The organism is Aeromicrobium sp. Leaf272 (assembly GCF_001422865.1).
Classification (GTDB): Bacteria; Actinomycetota; Actinomycetes; order Propionibacteriales; family Nocardioidaceae; genus Aeromicrobium.
The window spans coordinates 624,803-643,742 of record NZ_LMMY01000013.1 but is presented as its reverse complement, the minus strand read 5'-3'; the positions used below and the strand labels follow the sequence as shown (position 1 = coordinate 643,742).

The following is an 18,940-nucleotide window of genomic DNA, read 5'->3' as shown; positions in this document are numbered from 1 at the left end:
GCGAACGCAGAATCCTGCGTCCGGCGGGGGCTACGGCGAGGCGGGTGGGCAGGGATTCTCCCTCTGCGTGGGACGGTCCACGAGAAGGGAGAATCACTGCCCCTACGGGCTCCTTTTCGTCGCCACGATTCTTCCTTCGCGAGGCACGGTCCACGCGAAGGAAGAACCGTGCGCGGATCCCGCACAGATGGAGAATCGTGGCCGCGCCCCGCGAGCTCGCCCGACCCCGGCGTCCTGCTCCGGTCGAGGCCCTTTCGGAGAACGACCCGCCTCGGGGTCACAGCAACGCAGCGGCACGGGAAGACCCACCCACAGCGGTGCAGCAGGTGACGGCCCACCGACAGCGACGCAGCAGTGAACGAAGACCCACCCCGGGGCGACGTAGCCGCAGGGCCGCACCCCGAGCAGCAAGCGACGCGCAGGCCGACGACACCTAGCCTCGCCACCGACCCGGCGACGCACGAGGGCCCGCCACCGTGACGGTGGCGGGCCCTGCGTGGTGGCTGGTACTCAGAGCGAGGCGTTGCTGTCCTCGTCGCCGAGCAGCGAGCGGAGACGACGGGGCGAGCCGTCGTTCTGGTTCTGCGCCGGGGCCGGGGTGTTCTCGTTGGCCGCGAGCTGGTCGAGCTGGCTCTGGAAGTAGTTCTTGAGCCGGGCCCGGTACTCACGCTCGTAAGCCCGCAGGTGCTCGACCTCGCGCTGGAGCTCGTAGCGCTCCCGCTCGATGGCCGCGACGGCCTGCTGGCGACGCTCGTTGGTCTCGTCGTCGAGCTTCTGGGCGCGGATGCGGGCGTCGGTCTCGAGCCGGTCGGCCTTGCCGCGCGACTCGTTCGTCAGGCGCTCGGCCTTGGTGCGGGCCTCACCGACGATGCGGTCGGCCTCCTCCTTGGCCTGGTCCATCAGCTGGTCCGCGTTGTTGGACGCGATCTCCAGCAGTCGGGCCGCAGCCGAGGATGCATCACCCATGCTGTTGCGCGCGGGCGCAGCGGCCACGACGGGCGCGGGAGTGGGCTCCGGCTCGGGCTCGGGCTTCTTCTCGACGACCGGCTCCGGCTCGGGCTCGGGAGTCGGCTCGGGCTCGGGCTCGGCGGCCACGGGCTGCGGCGTCGGCTCGGGCTTGATCGCCGGGATCAGGCCGGTGGGCTCGCCGGTCGAGGCAGCGGCGACCTTGGCGCGCAGCTCCTCGTTCTCGACGGTGAGTCGCTCCAGCTCGGCTTCGACCTCGTCGAGGAACTGGTCCACCTCGCCCATGTCGTAACCCTCGCGGAGACGTACCGGAGTGAAGCGCTTGTTGCGCACGTCCTCTGGCGTCAGGGGCATGAGTTCACCTCGTGTCGTGGTTTCGTCGCAAGATCTGTGGTTCTGACCCACCGTACTCGGTCACCGTTCACTGCTGCCACACCCGTCCCAGTCGAACGGGATCCACCGGCGCGTCACTGCACCATGGTGCGGTTGACGATCGCCTGCAGGATGTAGATGACGACCAGCAGGATCATCGGCGAGAGGTCCAGCGCCGCGCCACCCAGACGGATGGGCGGGATCACGCCACGCACCACGCGCAGCGGCGGGTCGGTGACGGTGTAGATGCCCTCGCAGAGGACGGCCACGACGCCGCTGGGGCGCCAGGACCGGGCCAACAGCTGGACCCAGTCCAGGATGAACCGCGCGAGCAGCACGAGGATGCAGACGAGCAGGACGAACGAGATGACCTGCCCGATGGAGTTCAGTGCCATGTCTCCCTAGCCGTGGTTGTAGAACCCGCCCGCAGCGATGCGCTGCTTGTCCTCGTCGGTCACCTCGATGTTCTCGGGCGACAGCAGGAAGACCTTGGCGGTGACACGGTTGATCGTGCCATGCACGGCAAAGACGAGGCCGGCGGCGAAGTCGACCAGGCGCTTGGCGTCGTCGTCGTCGATCTCGGAGAGGTTCATGATGACCGGCACGCCGGACCGGTAGTGGTCGCCCACGGTGCGGGCGTCGTTGTACGTGCGCGGCGTGACCGTCTCGATGCGCGCGAGCATCGACGGCGCCGGCTCGACGGCGCGGGGCGCGCGGCGGTGCTCGTCGATCGACGCGACCTGGGCCCGACGCTCCGGGGTGCGCACGACGGCGGCGCTGCGCTCGTCGTCGCGACGGACGGCGATCGGTCCGGTGGGCTCGTCGTCGAACTCGTCGTACTCGGCCTGCTCGACCAGGCCGAGGTACTCGCCGACTTTTCGCATTGCGCCAGCCATGATGTCTCCGTGGTTTGCAGGTGAGCGGGGTGGTCGAAGTGTCGTGAACGACACTGGTGAGATTACCGGAGAGTTGCCCTCTCCCCCAGGACCGCGCGCCCGATTCGCAGGTGTGTCGCGCCCGCGGCGACGGCGTCCTCGAAGTCGCCGCTCATGCCGGCCGACACGACGTCCGCGCCCGGGTGGGTCGCGCGCACCGTGTCACCGAGCTCACGCAGCTGCTCGAACACCGGCCGCGGCGGCACGCCGAGGGGCGCGACGGTCATCAGCCCACGCAGGCTCAACCGGGGCAGCTCCGCCACCAGGTCGGCCAGGGCCGCCACGTCGGCGGGCGCCGTGCCGGAGCGGCCGGGGTCGGCGAGGTCGAAGTCGACCTGGAGCAGCACCTCGAGGTCACGCTCGGCCGCCTCGGCCCCACGGGACAGGGATCGGGCCAGCTTGGCCCGGTCGACGCTCTGCACCACGTCCGCGTAGCGCGCGACCGCCCCGGCCTTGTTGGTCTGCAGGCCCCCGACGAAGTGCAGGCGTGGCGCGGTGACGCCGTCGGCGAGGAGGTCGTCGAGCTCGGCTCGCTTGTCGCCGGCCTCGGGGTGTCGGTTCTCCCCCACGTCGGTCACGCCGAGCTCGGCCAGCAGCGCGACGTCGGAGGCCGGGTAGGTCTTGGTGACCACGATCGTGGTCACCTCCTCCGGCGCACGGCCGGCAGCGGCGCACGCGGCGTGGACCCGCTCGCGCACCTCGGCCAGGTTGGCGGCCAGCTCGTCGTGACGGCTCATGGCACTCCCTCTTCCTCGATCAGTGACGCAGGACGACGACGGCGCCCATGCGGCCTGCCCGGTCACCCTGGCGGCGGTGGGACCAGAAGCGGTCGTCCTCGATCGTGCACGCGTCGCGGCCGATGTCGTGCACGGTCACGCCGAGCTCCCGCAGCTGGGAGACCACGCCGGCTCCGACGTCGACCGCGGGCGTCCCCCACGAGGTGGTGGACCGGGTGCCCGGCACGGCGGACTCGACGGCGTCGGCCATGTCCTCCGGCAGCTCGTAGCAGCGTCCACAGGCGCGTGGGCCCACCCAGGCGTGGAGGAGGTGCGCGTGCCCCGGGTCCATAGCAGCCACCGCCGCTGGGACGACTCCCCGGACGAGGCCCTCACGCCCGGCGTGCACGACGCCGACCAGGGGCTCCGCCCGGTGCGCCAGCACGACCGGGGTGCAGTCGGCGACCCGGACCACCAGCGCCACGTCGAAGTCATGTGTCACGAGCGCGTCGGCGGTCTGCGAGCCCGACCCTCGGTGCGTCACCCGGCCGACGTCCGCCCCATGCACCTGCCGCATCGAGGCGACGGCAAGCGTCTCGTCAGACCCCGCGTCGTCCCACAGCGCCTCGGCCACCCGACGACGCGTGGCGACGTGCTCGGGGTCGTCCGTGCGCCCCAGGTCGGTCGAGGCATCGGTGAACCCGACCCTGGCCCAGTCGAGCGAGGCGTCGCGATGGAAGAACACGTCGTCGACGCTACCGCCCGCGTCCGACCTGCTCAGCGCAGGAAGTCCGGGATGTCGAGGTCGTCACCGTAGGGCACCTCGCGCGGCTCGCGGGCCGGCACGGAGCGGGGGTCGCCCGACGGCACCGGGTCGGCCTGCGTGGACGCGGAGTACTTGCCGCCGGTGTAGGTCTCGGCCGTGGGAGGAGGCGTGGCGGCCTGCTCCTGGGCACCCTGCTCCTTGAGCAGCGCCGGCTGGGAGGAGTCGCGCGACTTCGGCTCGCCGCCGTCGAACCCGGCCGCGATCACGGTCACCCGGACCTCGTCGCCCAGGGCGTCGTCGATGACGGCACCGAAGATGATGTTGGCCTCGGGGTCCACGGCGTCGGCGACCAGGCCGGCCGCCTCGTTGATCTCGAACAGGCCGAGGTCGGAGCCGCCGGCGATCGACAGCAGGACCCCACGGGCCCCCTCGATCGACGCCTCGAGCAGCGGGCTGGAGACGGCCATCTCGGCGGCGACCGCCGCGCGCTGCTCACCGCGCGCCGAGCCGATGCCCATGAGGGCCGAGCCCGCGTCGGACATGACGGACTTGACGTCGGCGAAGTCGAGGTTGATCAGGCCCGGCGTGGTGATCAGGTCGGTGATGCCCGAGACGCCCTGGTGCAGCACCTGGTCGGCCTGGCGGAACGAGTCCAGCAGGCTCACGTTGGGGTCGCTGATCGACAGCAGCCGGTCGTTCGGGATGACGATGAGGGTGTCGACCTCCTCGCGCAGCGCCTGGATGCCGGCGTCGGCCTGCCCGGAGCGGTTGCGGCCCTCGAAGGTGAACGGGCGCGTGACGACGCCGATCGTCAGGGCACCGAGGGAGCGCGCGATGCGGGCGACGACCGGCGCACCACCGGTGCCGGTTCCGCCGCCCTCGCCCGCGGTGACGAAGACCATGTCGGCGCCCTTGATGGCCGCCTCGATCTCCTCCGCGTGGTCCTCGGCGGCGCGCTTGCCGATGTCGGGGTTGGCGCCGGCGCCGAGTCCGCGGGTCGAGTCACGGCCGACGTCGAGCTTGACGTCGGCGTCGCTCATGAGCAGCGCCTGCGCGTCGGTGTTGATCGCGATGAACTCGACGCCCTTGAGGCCGACCTCGATCATCCTGTTCACGGCGTTCACGCCGCCGCCGCCGATGCCGACGACCTTGATCACGGCGAGGTAGTTCTGGACCGCCATGTGCGATGCCTTTCAGGAGAGGTGAGCCGAGCTGTGGAGCCGGTGAGGTTGTAAGTCTTAACGTGAACGACAGGGTTATAGTTATGTCAACCTGCTGTCTGACGCTCACGCTACGCGCGACCGCGACGGCCACCTCGCAGACACGCCGCGTGTCGCCGGTTCGTTGCCGTCCGTGTCCCCTCCCGAGGCCGACGGCCGGACTTACTGGCGCGTGGTCGGCTGCTCGGGCGCGCTCACGTCGTACCCGGTCGCGTCGATCCGCAGCAGGGCCTCGAGGACCCGGACCTTCTGCTCCGGCTTGGCCGCGCTCCCCCACGTGACCGTGCGGCCCTTCGTCAGGTCCAGGGTGACGGCGTCACGGCTCGGCGCGTCGACCGACTGCACGAGCTCCATGAGGGAGGGCGCGTCGGCCCTGAGTCGGGAGACCACCGACGCCGCGGCCACGAGCGCCAGCTGGCGCTGCCGTGGTTCCGTGGCGGTCGTGGCGACCTCCACCAGTCCCTTCGGCTCCTTCGACAGGGTCCGGAAGTCCACGCCGAACCGGTCGAGGGCCCGGATCCGGCCGTCGACCCTCGTCCAGGCCACCGCTGTCCGCTCGGTGACGACCACCGTGACGGTGCGCGGCCAGCTGCGCTCGACCTCGACGTGCTCGACGCGTTCGAGCCTGGCCACGCGGGCCGCAGCGGCCGACGTGTCCACCCGCGCGAGCGGGGTACCGGGGGTCAGGTCGGCCGCGGTGCGCACCTGTTCCGGCTTCAACGTGCTGAGCCCCTCGACCTGCACCGTGCGGACACCGAGCAGGTCCGAGAACCAGATCACCCACACGAGCCCGACGACGGCGGCGACGCCCAGCACTCCCCCCAGCCAGCGCAGCAGGCGCCGACGGCGGTCCTGTCGGCGCCGGAGGGCGAACCGTTCCTCGCTCATGCTCCCGACGCCTCGCGGGTCCGCAGACCCTCGAGGATGCGCGGTCCGACCGTGGTGACGTCGCCGGCCCCGAGGGTGAGCACGAGGTCGCCGTCGCCCAGCTCGGGCAGGAGCGCCGCGTGCACCGACTCCACCGGTCCACCGGCCGACGCCGGCGGTCCGTGGACGGCGTCGACCACGAGCGCGGCCGTGACGGCGGGATCGGGATCCTCCCGCGCGAGGTACAGGTCGGCCACCACCACGCGATCGGCGGACGAGAGGGCCTGCCCCATCTCGGCGCCGTAGCGACGGGTGCGGCTCACCAGGTGCGGCTGGTAGACGACGACGAGGCGACCGTCTCCGGCGAGCGACCGGGCGGCCGCCAGGTCGGCGCGGATCTCGGTGGGATGGTGCGCGTACGAGTCGTAGACCGTGACGCCGTCGACGGCGCCGAGCCGCTCCATGCGGCGTCGGGCTCCCCCGTACGTGGCCAGGCCGGCCACGAGGGCGTCGGCCGGGTGTCCGAGGCGCAGGCCGACAGCCAGGGCCAGCAGGGCGTCCTGGGCGTAGTGCGCACCGGGCACGGCCAGCTGCACCGGCAGGCCGGACAGGCCCATGCCGTCGACGAGGAAGGTGGTGGCGCCCTCGACGACACGGACGTCGCGGGCCCTCAGCTCGTCGTCGGGGTGGTCGGGGTCCTGCGTCGACGGGTCGATGCCGGTGGTCACCACGTCGAGGCCGCGAGCCCGCCCGACCGCGACGAGGGCGGCGGCGCCGGGGTCGTCGGCGCCGACGACGAGCAGCTCCGCGACGGTGCCGACGAACTCGTCGAAGGCGGCGGCGTAGGCCTCCTCGGTGCCCCACGTGTCCAGGTGGTCGGCGTCGACGTTGGTCACGACGGCCACGGCGGGCTCGTAGTGCAGGAAGGCGCCGTCGCTCTCGTCGGCCTCGGCGACGAGGAGGTGTCCCGCGCCGAGCCGGGCGTTCGTGCCGAGGCTCGCGACCTCGGCGCCGATCGCGAAGGACGGCTCCGCGCCCGCGCCCGCCAGGGCGCACGTCAGCATCGCGGTGGTGGTGGTCTTGCCGTGGGTGCCCGCCACGGCGACGGTCCGACGGCCGGACATCACCGAGCGCAGCCCGGCCGACCGGGGCCAGAGGCGCGCGCCGGCCGCGCGGGCGGCGACGACCTCGGGGTTGTCCTCGCGGACCGCGGTCGAGACGATCACGGTGTCGACGCCCGCCACGTGCTCGGCCGCGTGACCGACGTGCACGGTGATGCCCTCCGACCGCAGGGCCCGGACGACGTCGGTGTCGGCGGCGTCGCTGCCGCTGACCGACACCCCCTGCTGCGCCATGAGACGGGCGATCGCCGAGAGCCCGGCGCCGCCGATGCCGACCAGGTGCACGCGGCCCAGCCCGTCGGGTCCGGGCACGGCGTCGGGGAAGGGGACCTTCATCGGCCCAGCTGCCGTCCGGCCGCGGCGACCACCATGCGGGCTAGGCGGACGTCGGCGTCGCGCGGCACGAGGTCGCGCGCGGCCGCCGACATCGCGGCCAGGCGCTCCGTGTCCTGCACGAGCGGGACGACCACGTGGTCGACCCACGACGGCGTCATGGCCTCGTCGTCGATCAGCAGCCCGCCCCCGGCCTGGACCACGGGGTGGGCGTTGAGCGCCTGCTCACCGTTGCCGATCGGCAGCGGGACGAACGCCGCGGGAAGGCCCACGGCCGCGACCTCGCTGACCGTGTTGGCGCCGGCGCGGCACACCACGAGGTCGGCCGCGGCGTAGGCGAGGTCGATCCGGTCGATGTACTGCTCCACCACGTAGGGCGGGGCGCCTGCCGGACGGTCGAGCACCACCTCGTCGGGACGACCCGCGGCGTGCAGCACCTGGATGCCGGCCTCGGCGAGGTCACGCGCAGCTCCGCTGACCGCGTGGTTGATGCGTCGGGCACCCTGCGAGCCGCCCGTGACGAGGAGGGTCGGACGGTCCGGGTCGAGCCCGAAGTGCGCGCGGCCCTCCGCACGCGAGGCCGCGCGGTCGAGCCCGGAGATCTGGCGCCGGATCGGCAGGCCGACGTAGCGCCCGTGCCGCAGCGGCGTGTCGGGGAAGCTGGTGGCCACGTGCGTCGTGAAGCGCGCTCCGAGCCGGTTGGCGATGCCGGGCTTGGCGTTGCCCTCGTGCACCACCAGGGGGATGCGCATCCGCCGGGCCACGAGGTAGGCCGGCACCGACACGTAGCCGCCGAACCCCACGACCACGTGCGGCTTGACGCGCTCGAAGACGTCCTGCGTCTGGGCGACGGCGGCGCGGAGACGGCCGGGCACCCGGAGCATGGCGATCCCGGGACGTCGGGGCAGCGGCACCGGAGGCACCAGCTCGAGCGGGAACCCGGCCTCCGGGATGAGCGTGGTCTCCAGACCACGAGGGGTGCCGAGACAGGTGACGTCCACGCCCTCGTCGCGCAGGACGGCCGCCGTGGCGAGCAGGGGCGAGGTGTGGCCGGCGGTGCCACCGCCGGCGAGCAGGGCGCGCACCGCTCATCGCCTCCTGGCTGCGTTGCGTCGGGCGCGACGGGCCTTGCTGGCGGCGAGGGCGCGCTTGGCCCCCGGCTCCGTCGTGGCGCAGCTCAGCAGGACGCCGCAGCCCACGAGGGTGACCAGCACGCTCGAGCCGCCGTAGGAGAGCAGCGGCAGCGGGATGCCGATGACCGGGAGCAGACCCAGCACCATGGCGATGTTGATCATGGCCTGCGCGGTGATCCAGACGGTGATGCCGGCCGCGGCGTAGCGAGCGAAGGGATCGCGGCTGCGCGTGGCGATCCGCACGCCCGCGACGGCGAGCAGCACGAACAGGACGAGGACGACGAGGCTGCCCAGCAGGCCGAGCTCCTCGCCGACGACGGCCAGGATGAAGTCGGTGTGCGCCTCGGGAAGGGAGCCCCACTTCTGCCGGCTGCCGCCGAGACCGACGCCGCCGAAGCCGCCCCGTGCGAACCCCATCATCGCGTGGACGGCCTGGTAGCCGTCCTTGTCCGGGTCGGCGAGCGGGTTGAGGAAGCTCAGCATGCGCGCCACGCGGTGCGGCGCGGTGGCGACGAAGAACACGCACAGGACGCCGACGAACGCCACGATCGCGCCGAGGTAGCGTCCTGGCAGTCCGGCGACCCAGAGCATGCCGACGATGACGGCGAAGAGGACGAGCGCCGTGCCGAGGTCGTTCTGCGCCACGACGAGCGCGGCACACGCTCCGGCGACGATGAGCATGGGCAGCAGGATCAGGCGCGGCGTGTCCAGGTGCTTCTGCCGGCGCGCGTAGTGGTCGGCGATCCAGAGCACGAGCGCGAGCTTGAGGAACTCCGACGGCTGCAGCCGGAAGCCCGCCGCGACCGGGATCCAGTTGGTGTTGCCGTTCACCTCCACGCCCACGCCCGGGATGAACGTGGCGAGCGTCAGGCCGATGGACACGACGAGCCCGGGCAGGATGAGCTTGCGCAGGGTCGCGAGCGGCAGCCGGGTCACGAGGTAGGCGCCGACCAGGCCCACGACGGCCAGCACGAGCTGGCGCTGCACGATCGCGAAGGAGTTTCCGTACACCTGCAGCGACAGCACGGAGCTCGCGCTGAGCACCATGATCAGGCCGAGCCCGAGCAGCAGGGCCGTGGTCCCGAGCACCAGCTGGTACGACGCGAGGGGCCGGTCGAGCAGGCGCTGGGCACCGCTCATCGGACCTCCGGCGCCTGCGCCGGGGGCCGGGCGGCGATCGGTCGTGCTCATCGGCCGCTCACGTCGCTGGTCATGAGTCGCTCACGCCTCTGCTCATGAGTGCTCACGCCTCTGCTCATGAGTCGCTCACGCTCCGGGGAGCCGTCGCACCGACGCGGCGAACGCGTCGCCTCGGGCGGCGTAGTCACGGAACTGGTCCATGGACGCGCATCCGGGGGCCAGCAGCACCGAGTCACCGGGGCGGGCCATGGCTGCAGCAGCCGCGACGACGTCGTCCATGAGCTCATCCTCCCCGGCCAGGACCTCCGTCACGGGCACATCCGGCGCGTGTCGGGCCAGCGCCTCGGCGACGACCGCACGGTCGGCACCGATGAGCACCACGCCGCGCAGCCGATCGGCGACGGCCTCGACGAGGTCGTCGAAGCGCGCACCCTTCGCCAGTCCCCCGGCGATCCAGACGGCCGACGGGACCCCCCGCAGCGACGCGAGCGCGGCGTGCGGGTTGGTCGCCTTGGAGTCGTCGACGTAGCGGACGCCGCCGATCTCGGCCACCAGCTCGGAGCGGTGCGGCCCGGGCCGGAAGTCACGCAGCCCGTCGCGCACGGCGCGGGCCTCGACGCCGTGGGCGCGGGCCAGGGCGGCTGCCGCGAGGGCGTTGGCCACGGTGTGGGGTGCGTCGTCGGGCAGGTCGCTCACCGAGCCCAGCTCGGCGGCGCTGGTCTGACGGTCGGGCGCGAAGGCACGGTCCGCGAGCAGGCCGTCGACCACGCCGAGCATGCCGGGAGCGGGGACCCCGAGCGTGAACCCGATGGCGCGGGCGCCGTCCTGCACGTCGGCGTCGCGGACCAGCTGCTCGGTGGTGGGGTCCTCGACCGCGTACACGCACGCCTTCTCGACGTTCTCGTAGACGCGGCCCTTGGCGCGGGCGTACTCGTCCAGCGAGCCGTGCCAGTCGAGGTGGTCATCGGCGACGTTGAGCACCGCGGCGGCCTCGGCCGCGATCGAGTCGCTCCAGTGCAGCTGGAAGCTCGACAGCTCGACCGCCAGCACGTCGAGCGGCTCAGGGTCCATGACCGCCTCGAGCACGGGGCGGCCGACGTTGCCGACCGCGGCGCTGCGCAGGCCCGCCGCACGCAGGATGGACTCGAGCATCTGCACGGTGGTGGTCTTGCCGTTGGTCCCGGTGACGCACAGCCAGGGCGGCGCGTCGGCGGCCCGCAGCCGCCAGGCCAGCTCGACCTCGCCCCACACCGGGAGCCCACGGTCGGCGGCCGCCCGCAGGACCGGAGCCTCCGGACGCCAGCCCGGCGAGGTGACGACCAGGTCGACGTCGTCGGGCAGCTCGGCCGTGCTGCCGGCACGCAGCCGCAGGTCGACCCCCAGCGTGTCCAGCAGCGTGGCCCGCTCCTCCTGGGCCGAGCCCGGGGCGGGCGCGCTCTCGTCGAGCACGACCACGTGGGCACCGAGGTGCTGCAGGGTGTCGGCGGCGGCGAACCCGCTCACGCCGAAGCCGGTGACCACGGCGCGCACGGCGGACCAGTCGTCGTCGCGGCCGAGGGACCCGACGTCGGGACGCTCCGCGGCACTCATGCGACCACGTCCGTGGTGGGTGCCGCGCTCACAGGCGGGCGAGCCATTCCCAGTAGAAGACGCCGAGCCCGGCCGCGACGCAGAGGCCGCTGATGATCCAGAAGCGGACCACGATGGTGATCTCGGCCCAGCCGAGCAGCTCGAAGTGGTGCTGCAGCGGTGCCATGCGGAAGATCCGCTTGCCGCCGGTGGCCTTGAAGTAGGCCACCTGCAGGATGACCGACGCGGTGATGGCGACGAACAGGCCGCCGATGATCACGAGCAGCAGCTCGGTGCGGGTCATGAGGGCGAAGCCGGCCATCGCGCCGCCGAGCGACAGCGAGCCGGTGTCGCCCATGAAGATCTTGGCCGGGGAGGCGTTCCACCACAGGAAGCCGAAGCAGGCGCCCGTGATGGCGGCCGCCACGACGGCGAGGTCGAGGGGGTCCCGCACCTCGTAGCAGCCGAGGACGTCCTCCGTCGCACAGCTCTGGTTGTACTGCCAGACGTTGATGATGATGAAGGCGCCGAAGACCATGACGGAGGCACCGGTCGCGAGGCCGTCGAGGCCGTCGGTCAGGTTCACGCCGTTGCTCGCCCCCGCGATCATGAGCAGCACCCACACGACGAGCAGCACGGTGGGCAGCTGGGTCCCAGGGATGTCCCTCGTGAACGAGATGGCGTGCGAGATGGGGGTGCGGCCGTTCTCGTCCTCCCAGCCGATGGCGAGGATCGCGAAGACCAGGCCCACGAGCACCTGGCCGATCATCTTGGCCTTGCTGCGCAGCCCGAGGCTGCGCTGCTTGGAGATCTTGATGTAGTCGTCGAGGAAGCCGATGAGGCCGAGTCCGGCGAAGAGGAACAGCAGCAGGATCGCCGACGCGCTCGGCGCGTAGCCGGTCACGAGCTTCGCGACGGCGTAGGCGACGAGCGACGCGAGGATGATCACCGTGCCGCCCATCGTGGGCGTGCCGCGCTTGACGTGGTGCGACGTCGGTCCGTCGTCGCGGATCAGCTGGCCGTAGCCCTTCTTGACGAGCACCCGGATGGCCACACGGGTGCCCAGGAGGGTGCCGACGAGGGCGAGGGCTGCGGCGATCAGGACGGCGAGCATGGGGGCGGGATCCTCTCGGCGGTTCGGGGGGTGGGGGGACGTGGGCGGGCTCAGGGTCGTGCACGAGTATGCCGGTCAGGCGTCGAGGAGTCCTGCCGTGACGCGCTCGAGGCGCGCTCCCCTCGATGCTTTCACGAGCACGACGTCTCCCGGCTCGAGCCACGCGCGGAGTGTGGTGAGCGCCACGTCGACGTCGGGCACCTCGCGGGCCTGCGCACCGGCGCCCTCGGCGACCCCGCGGGCCCCCTGGCCGACGGCCAGCACGAGATCGAGACCGGCGTCGGCCGCCGCACGGCCGACCTCGACGTGCCGGAGGTGGGCCTCGGCGCCGAGCTCGAGCATCTCCCCCAGGACCGCGACCCTGCGCGTGGCGTCGATCGTCCGCAGCGTCTCGATCGCGGCGACCACCGACTCGGGGTTGGCGTTGTAGGAGTCGTCGAGCACGACGACGCCGTCGGACCGCTCGAGCCGCTGGAGCCGCTGGGCGCTGGCGGAGCGGTAGTCCGAGAGCACCTGCTCGTCGACCCGCTGGTCGAGGGCAGCGGCGACCGCAACGGCGGCCGCGAGGTTGAGGCCCTGGTGGGCACCGGGCAGCGGGACGTGGGTCGTCCAGCGTCGGCCTGCCCGTGAGAGCGTCACGTCCGGCTCGCCGCGCCCATCGACGTGGACGTCGTCCAAGCGCACGTCGTCGGGGCCGTCGGCGGTCCGGCCGAACCGCACCACGGCGGCACCGGCCGGCACGCGCGCCGCCATGGCGGCGACCCGCGCGTCGTCGGCGTTGAGCACCGCGACGCCATCGGGCTGCAGACCTTCCACGATCTCGCCCTTGGCCACGGCGATGTTGTCGACCGACCCGAACTCACCCACGTGCGCACTGCCCACGTTCAGCACGACCGCCACGTCCGGCGGCGCGATGCCGCACAGCCGGGCGACGTGCCCGACCCCACGGGCGCCCATCTCGACCACCAGGTAGCGGGTGTCGTGGTCGGCCCGCAGGACCGTGATCGGGACGCCGAGCTCGTTGTTGTAGTTGCCGGCCGTCGCCACGGTCGGGCCCGCGCGACCCAGCAGGTGGGCGACGAGGTCCTTCACGCTGGTCTTGCCCTGCGACCCGGTGATCGCGACGACCTCGGCGTCGATCTCGTCGGCCACGTGGCGCGCCAGACGTCCGAGCGCGACCGTGACGTCGTCGACCACGACGGTCGGTGCCTCGACCGGCCGGGACCCGAGGACCGCGACCGCTCCTCCGTCGAGCGCGGACTGGACGAAGTCGTGGCCGTCGACGTGCTCGCCGGCCAGGGCGACGAAGAGGCCGCCGCCCTCGACCGCACGCGAGTCGAGGGTGGCCGGACCGGTGACCACCACGTCGCCGTCGCCGTGCACCACGCCGTCGACCACCCGGGCCACCGCGGAGAGGCTCATCGGGATCATGCGTGCTCCTCGATGAGGGCACGCAGCACGTCCCGGTCGTCGAACGGGTGGACCACGTCGCCGACCTCCTGGCCCTGCTCGTGTCCCTTGCCCGCCACCACGACGGTGTCGCCGAGCTCGGCGACGGACACGGCGTGGGCGATCGCGTCGCGACGTCCCGGAACCTCGACGACCGTGGCAGCGCCACCGGAGGCTCCGGAGAGCACGGCACGGCGGATCGCGGCAGGGTCCTCGGTGCGGGGGTTGTCGTCGGTGACCACCACGAGGTCGGCGTAGCGGGCCGCGACCTCGCCCATGAGCGGACGCTTGCCGTGGTCCCGGTCGCCGCCGGCGCCGATCACGACGACGAGCCGGCCAGCGGTGACCGGCCGAAGGGCCGTCAGGACCGCCTCGACGGCGTCGGGCTTGTGCGCGTAGTCGACGACGGCCGTGAAGCTCTGGCCGGCCTCGACCCGCTCCATGCGGCCGGGGACGCCCCGGCTGGTCTCGATGCCGGCGGCGAGCGCGGCCGGGTCGTGGCCCACCGTCGCGAGCGACGAGATGACCGCGAGGGCGTTCGCGACGTTGAACACGCCGGGCAGGGGGACGTGCAGCTCCAGCTCCAGGCCGTCGGGGCCGAGGACCTCCAGGTCCGTCCCGAGGCGGTGCGGGCGCACGTTGGCCGCGCGCCAGTCGGCGACCCGTCCCTCCGTCGAGAAGGTCGTGACCGGCAGGGAGGTCAGCTCGACGAGGCGTCGGCCGTGCTCGTCGTCGACGTTCACGACGGCGCGCCGGGCGTGCTCGGGGGTGAACAGGCTCGCCTTGGCCGCGAAGTACTCGTCGAGGTCGCGGTGGAAGTCGAGGTGGTCACGTCCGAGGTTGAGGAACGTGGCGACGTCGAAGGCGAAGCCGTCGACGCGACCCTGCACGAGGGCGTGGCTGGAGACCTCCATCGCGCAGAGCTCGACCTGCTCCTCGCGCATCACCGCGAAGAGCGCCTGGAGGTCCGGTGCCTCGGGAGTCGTCAGCGCCGAGTCGGCCGCGATCCCCCGCACCCGGGTCCCGATGGTGCCGACGACCGCGCTGCGGGCGGCGCCGACGGCCGACTCGGCCAGGTAGGTGCTGGTGGTCTTGCCCTGCGTGCCGGTGATGCCGAGGGTCGTGAACGCCGTGGTCGGGTGGTCGTGGAACCAGGCGCTGAGCTCGGCGAGTCGCGACCGGGGTCCGTCCACGACGATCGTGGGCAGCGTGGAGAGGCGGGACGCGCCCTCGGCGTCGGTCAGGACGGCGACCGCACCTGCCGTCTCGGCGGAGTCGACGAAGTCGGCCCCGTGCGCGCGGCCGCCGGGCAGGGCCGCGTAGAGGTCGCCGGGCCGCACCGTGCGCGTGCTGAGCGTGATGCCCGTGACCGCCGTGGCGTCCGCGGGCGTCCCGGGCCCCGGCACGCCGAGGTGGTCGGCCACGTCCGCGAGGGTGAGCGCCCGAACCTCCCTGGGCCGGGTCCGCATGATCGCCGTGGAGCCGTCGGAGTCCGTCACGATTCCAACGTAGCGAGTCCCCGCCATCTCCTCACCCCGCCCCGGAACCCGTTCCACCCCCACCGTGCGGTAGCCGCCGCCACCAGCAAGCGAGCACCCGCGAGCCAGGAACCCACCACCAACGGCAAGCGAGCGCCAGCGGACGGGGAACCCACCTCCAACGGCAAGCGAGCGCCAGCGAGCGCAGCCGAGGCGGACAGCGAGGAGCGAGCGCCAGCGAGCGGATCGCGCCAGAGCGCGAGGAACGAGCGCGCCCCGCCTACCATTCCTGCTCGACCTTCGGGGACTTCGACCCGGTCGGCGTGACGCCGAAGCGCTCGAGGGCCATCGACATGATGTCGTGAAAGACCGGGGCGGCGGTGGAGCCACCGCCGGCGTTGCTGAAGGGCTTGTCGAGGACGACGTAGGTGACGAACCGGGGCTCGTCGGCCGGGGCGAAGCCGATGAAGGAGACGGTGTTCTGCCCGCGCACGTAGCGTCCCGTGACGGGGTTGACGCGCCAGGCGGTGCCCGTCTTGCCCGCGACGCGGTAGCCGGGGATCTGCGCGGCGGGGGCGGTGCCGTCGTCGGCCGTGACGGCCTCCATCATGCGGGTGACCTGGGCGGCAGCCTTCTTGGAGACCACCCGTCGGGTGGGCGTCTCCCGCGACTTGGTGGTGGTGCCCTCCTGGTCCACGTACCCGCTGACGACCGACGGGTCGACCATGACGCCTCCGTTGGCGATGGCGCCGACGGCTCGCACCACCTGCAGCGCGGTGACCGAGATGCCCTGGCCGAACGAGATCGTGGCGTGGTTGGCCTTGGTCCACTCGGCGGCCGGCTTGAGGATGCCCTTGGACTCGCCCGGCAGCTCCACGCCGGAGCCGACGCCGAAGCCGAACTTCCGGAAGTAGTCGTGCATGGTCTGGTTGTTCATCTGCTGGGCCGCGACGATCGTGCCGAGGTTGGACGACTTCGCGATGACGCCGGCCGCGGTCAGGTTGATCGTGCCGTGCTTCCAGTAGTCGCCGATCGGGTACTTGTCGATCGTCATGCTGCCGGGGACCTTGATCTGGGTCTCGGGCGTGATCTTGCCCTGGTCGGCCAGCGCCGCCATGGTGACGGTCTTCAGCACCGAGCCCGGCTCGTACACGGTCTGGACGAAGCGCGAGACGGTGTTCCCGTCGTTGCGGGTCGAGGGCGTCTCGGGGTCGAAGGTCGGCGCCTGGGAGAGCTGGACGACCTGTCCGGTCCGCACGTCCATGGTGATGGCGAGCCCCCAGTCCGAGCTCGACGAGCGCACCGCGTCGGCCAGCCGCTGGTCGGCGTACCACTGCAGGTCCCGGTCGATCGTGGTCTTGACGTCCTGGCCGGGCTCCATCTCGACGACGGTGCTGTCGGCCATGGGGATGCGCTGACCGCTCGGTGACACCTCGTAGGTGGCCGAGCCGTCCTTGCCGGTGAGCAGGTCGTCGTACTGCCGCTCGATGCCCTGGACGCCGACCGGCTTGTCGGACTCCTTGGTCTGGCTCATGTAGCCGACGAGGTTCGCGGCCAGCTTCCCTCCCGGGTAGCTGCGCAGCGTCACGCTCTCGCCGAACACGCCGGTCAGTCCGGCCTTGCGGACGGCCTTCAACGCCTTGTCGGCCTTGGCCGCGGGCAGGTTCTTCTCGAGGACCACGTACTGGGTCTTCGGGGTGCGCAGCTTCTCGATCGTCTCGAAGTAGTCGATCCGGTCCTCGCCGAGCGAGGTCACGAGGATGCGGGCGATCTTGGGCGCCTTGTCCGCCGTCATCGTCGGGTCGGCGGTGAGGGTCAGACCGTCCACGCTCGTGGCGATCACCTCGCCGTTGCGGTCGAGGATGTCGCCGCGCGGGGCCGGGATGGTCGTCGTGTGCGTGCCGGCCTGGCGCGCCATGGCCGCGTAGGCCTGGGCGTCGAGCCCCTGGATCCAGAACAGCCGGACGCCGAAGAGGCAGAACAGCGTCACCACCAGCACGAGGCTGATGCGCAGCCGGGAGCGGGTCAGTCGTTGGCGCTTCATCGGTCCACCCTCGTCACGTTGCTGCGCGGTTCCGCCGGCTCCGGGTCACCGATGACCTCGCCGTCGCTGGGCCGCAGGAAGGCCGGGTTGGCGTTGGGCACCATCCCGAGGCGGATGGCTCGCTCGGCGAGCGCGGCCGGCGCCTGGAGGCGGTCGACCTCGCGGCGCAGCTCCTGCTGCTGGACGCCCAGGGCGTCGGCGCGGGTCGACAGTCGGGCGATCTCGAAGGCCTGGGCCTGCAGGACCGTGCTCAGCAGGATCAGACCCACGAGTCCCGCTCCGAGCACCGTCAGCACGACCACGACGAAGGGGGCCCGGCTCGCGCGGCTGCGCACGGGCGCGACGAGACGCAGCGGCAGGCTCGTGGGTCGAGCCTGCCGTGTGGTCCTCTGGCGCGGACGTGCCGCGTGCATCGTGCTCATGCCGTTCCCTCCCCCTTCGCCAGGTCGTGTCCCCTCATGCCGCGGTCCGTTCCACGGCCCGCAGCCGCACCGAGCGGGCACGCGGGTTCTCCGCGGACTCCGCGTCGCTCGCCTGCTCGGCACCCCGTGTGAGCTGACGGAACCGCGGCTCCAGCTCGGCGGGGACGACGGGCAGGCCGTGCGGGACCTTGAGGGTGGTGACCTCGGCCAGGGCCCGCTTGGTGATGCGGTCCTCGAGCGAGTGGTAGGCCAGCACGACGACCCGGCCACCGACGGTGAGCGCGTCGAGGGCGGTCGGCAGGGCCCGGGCGTAGACCGCGAGCTCGTCGTTGACCTCGATGCGCAGCGCCTGGAAGGTGCGCTTGGCGGGGTGGCCGCCGGTGCGTCGCGCCGCGGCGGGGATGCTGTCGCGGACGAGGTCGACCAGGCGAGCGCTGCGCGTGAACGGCTCGGTGTCCCGGGCGGCGACGACGGCCTCGGCGATGCGCTTGGCGAACTTCTCCTCGCCGTGGACCCTCAGCACCCGGGCGAGCCGGTCCGCGGGATAGGTGTTCAGGATGTCGGCGGCCGTCATGCCCACGCCCGGCGTCATCCGCATGTCGAGAGGCGCGTCCTGCGCGTAGGCGAAGCCGCGGTCGGCGAGGTCGAGCTGCATCGACGAGACGCCGAGGTCGAAGAGCACGCCGTCGACGTGGCGCAGGCCGGCGTCGGCGAGCACCTCGGGCAGCTCGTCGTACACCGCGTGCGCGTAGGTGACCCGGTCCTCGAACTCCGCGAGACGGGCGCGAGCGCGGCTGAGCGCCTCGGTGTCGCGGTCGACCCCGACGATCCGCAGGTGCTCGAAGCGGCGCAGCATCGCCTCGGTGTGCCCGCCGAGGCCCAGCGTCGCGTCGACGACGACCGGGGTCCGTCCGCCCGAGCCCGTCGTGGCGTCCGACTCGATGGCCGGGGCCAGCAGGTCGAGCACGCGGTCGAGCAGGACGGGGACGTGGCGGGCGTCGGGCCCGCCGGGCTCCTCGGTCGTCACGAGGCGCCTGCCGTCAGCGCGACCACGACGCCCAGCACCACGGCGATCGCCACGGACACGCCGGCGGAGAAGGCCATGAGCACGGCAGCGTCGGCGACCTCGTGGCGGACACGGCGTCGTTGGTTCATGGCACCTCCTCGGGCGCTCGAGGGTCGGGGTGTGGCGGGGTGGTCGTGCTGGACGTGGAGCGGGGTGGTGGAGACCGTGTGGCCTGATCCCCGTCCGTACGGCTCTGGCACCGGGGAAGTGATGCCAGGACCGGACAGCC

General features: G+C 72.5%; 18 protein-coding genes. All 18 read right to left on the bottom strand.

What is annotated here, in order from left to right; all coding sequences use genetic code 11:
- Positions 1-510: 510 nt before the first annotated feature.
- Positions 511-1,320, bottom strand: a complete 810-nt coding sequence (locus ASF38_RS12370; protein ID WP_055965773.1) for a DivIVA domain-containing protein — start codon at positions 1,318-1,320, stop codon at positions 511-513.
- A 113-nt stretch (positions 1,321-1,433) separates the two neighbouring features.
- The gene (locus ASF38_RS12365) at positions 1,434-1,733 is read right to left on the bottom strand and encodes a YggT family protein (RefSeq protein WP_055965771.1); all 300 of its coding nucleotides are present in this window, start codon (positions 1,731-1,733) and stop codon (positions 1,434-1,436) included.
- A gap of 6 nt (positions 1,734-1,739) precedes the next feature.
- Entirely contained in the window at positions 1,740-2,234 is a 495-nt protein-coding gene (locus tag ASF38_RS12360; RefSeq protein WP_055965768.1) for a cell division protein SepF, read from the bottom strand.
- 62 nt (positions 2,235-2,296) lie between these two features.
- A complete protein-coding gene (locus ASF38_RS12355; protein WP_056576363.1) occupies positions 2,297-3,010 on the bottom strand; it encodes a YggS family pyridoxal phosphate-dependent enzyme in 714 nt (237 codons plus the stop codon).
- 19 nt (positions 3,011-3,029) lie between these two features.
- Positions 3,030-3,734: a polyphenol oxidase family protein gene (locus tag ASF38_RS12350; protein ID WP_056576360.1), complete on the bottom strand. Its 705-nt coding sequence runs from the start codon at positions 3,732-3,734 to the stop codon at positions 3,030-3,032.
- 32 nt (positions 3,735-3,766) lie between these two features.
- Positions 3,767-4,936 (bottom strand): cell division protein FtsZ, encoded by a 1,170-nt coding sequence (gene ftsZ, locus ASF38_RS12345; protein ID WP_055965763.1) that lies wholly within the window; start codon positions 4,934-4,936, stop codon positions 3,767-3,769.
- Between the two features lie 201 nt (positions 4,937-5,137).
- Positions 5,138-5,863, bottom strand: coding sequence for a cell division protein FtsQ/DivIB (locus ASF38_RS12340; RefSeq protein WP_056555621.1), 726 nt, complete (start codon positions 5,861-5,863; stop codon positions 5,138-5,140).
- A complete protein-coding gene (murC, locus tag ASF38_RS12335) occupies positions 5,860-7,299 on the bottom strand; it encodes a UDP-N-acetylmuramate--L-alanine ligase (protein WP_056576357.1) in 1,440 nt (479 codons plus the stop codon). The genes ASF38_RS12340 and murC overlap by 4 nt, the downstream gene beginning before the upstream one ends.
- Positions 7,296-8,381, bottom strand: coding sequence for an undecaprenyldiphospho-muramoylpentapeptide beta-N-acetylglucosaminyltransferase (murG, locus tag ASF38_RS12330; RefSeq protein WP_056576353.1), 1,086 nt, complete (start codon positions 8,379-8,381; stop codon positions 7,296-7,298). Before murG ends, murC begins: the two co-directional genes overlap by 4 nt.
- Positions 8,382-8,384: 3 nt before the next feature.
- On the bottom strand, positions 8,385-9,620 hold the full coding sequence (gene ftsW, locus ASF38_RS12325; protein ID WP_055965755.1) for a putative lipid II flippase FtsW: 1,236 nt from the start codon (positions 9,618-9,620) through the stop codon (positions 8,385-8,387).
- A 75-nt stretch (positions 9,621-9,695) separates the two neighbouring features.
- Positions 9,696-11,159, bottom strand: a complete 1,464-nt coding sequence (gene murD / locus ASF38_RS12320) for a UDP-N-acetylmuramoyl-L-alanine--D-glutamate ligase (RefSeq protein WP_056576350.1) — start codon at positions 11,157-11,159, stop codon at positions 9,696-9,698.
- A 28-nt stretch (positions 11,160-11,187) separates the two neighbouring features.
- Positions 11,188-12,252, bottom strand: coding sequence for a phospho-N-acetylmuramoyl-pentapeptide-transferase (mraY, locus tag ASF38_RS12315; RefSeq protein WP_055965751.1), 1,065 nt, complete (start codon positions 12,250-12,252; stop codon positions 11,188-11,190).
- A 75-nt stretch (positions 12,253-12,327) separates the two neighbouring features.
- Positions 12,328-13,683, bottom strand: coding sequence for a UDP-N-acetylmuramoyl-tripeptide--D-alanyl-D-alanine ligase (gene murF / locus ASF38_RS12310; RefSeq protein WP_056576347.1), 1,356 nt, complete (start codon positions 13,681-13,683; stop codon positions 12,328-12,330).
- On the bottom strand, positions 13,680-15,200 hold the full coding sequence (locus ASF38_RS12305; RefSeq protein WP_235497675.1) for a UDP-N-acetylmuramoyl-L-alanyl-D-glutamate--2,6-diaminopimelate ligase: 1,521 nt from the start codon (positions 15,198-15,200) through the stop codon (positions 13,680-13,682). Before ASF38_RS12305 ends, murF begins: the two co-directional genes overlap by 4 nt.
- A gap of 259 nt (positions 15,201-15,459) precedes the next feature.
- Positions 15,460-17,223 carry a penicillin-binding protein 2 gene (locus ASF38_RS12300; protein WP_055965747.1) on the bottom strand — a complete coding sequence of 588 codons (1,764 nt, stop codon included), beginning with the start codon at positions 17,221-17,223 and terminating at the stop codon, positions 15,460-15,462.
- Positions 17,220-17,645, bottom strand: coding sequence for a hypothetical protein (locus ASF38_RS12295; RefSeq protein WP_056555604.1), 426 nt, complete (start codon positions 17,643-17,645; stop codon positions 17,220-17,222). Before ASF38_RS12295 ends, ASF38_RS12300 begins: the two co-directional genes overlap by 4 nt.
- A gap of 34 nt (positions 17,646-17,679) precedes the next feature.
- Positions 17,680-18,672, bottom strand: a complete 993-nt coding sequence (gene rsmH / locus ASF38_RS12290) for a 16S rRNA (cytosine(1402)-N(4))-methyltransferase RsmH (protein WP_056576344.1) — start codon at positions 18,670-18,672, stop codon at positions 17,680-17,682.
- Positions 18,669-18,800: a hypothetical protein gene (locus ASF38_RS19480; RefSeq protein WP_255353829.1), complete on the bottom strand. Its 132-nt coding sequence runs from the start codon at positions 18,798-18,800 to the stop codon at positions 18,669-18,671. Before ASF38_RS19480 ends, rsmH begins: the two co-directional genes overlap by 4 nt.
- Positions 18,801-18,940 lie beyond the last annotated feature (140 nt).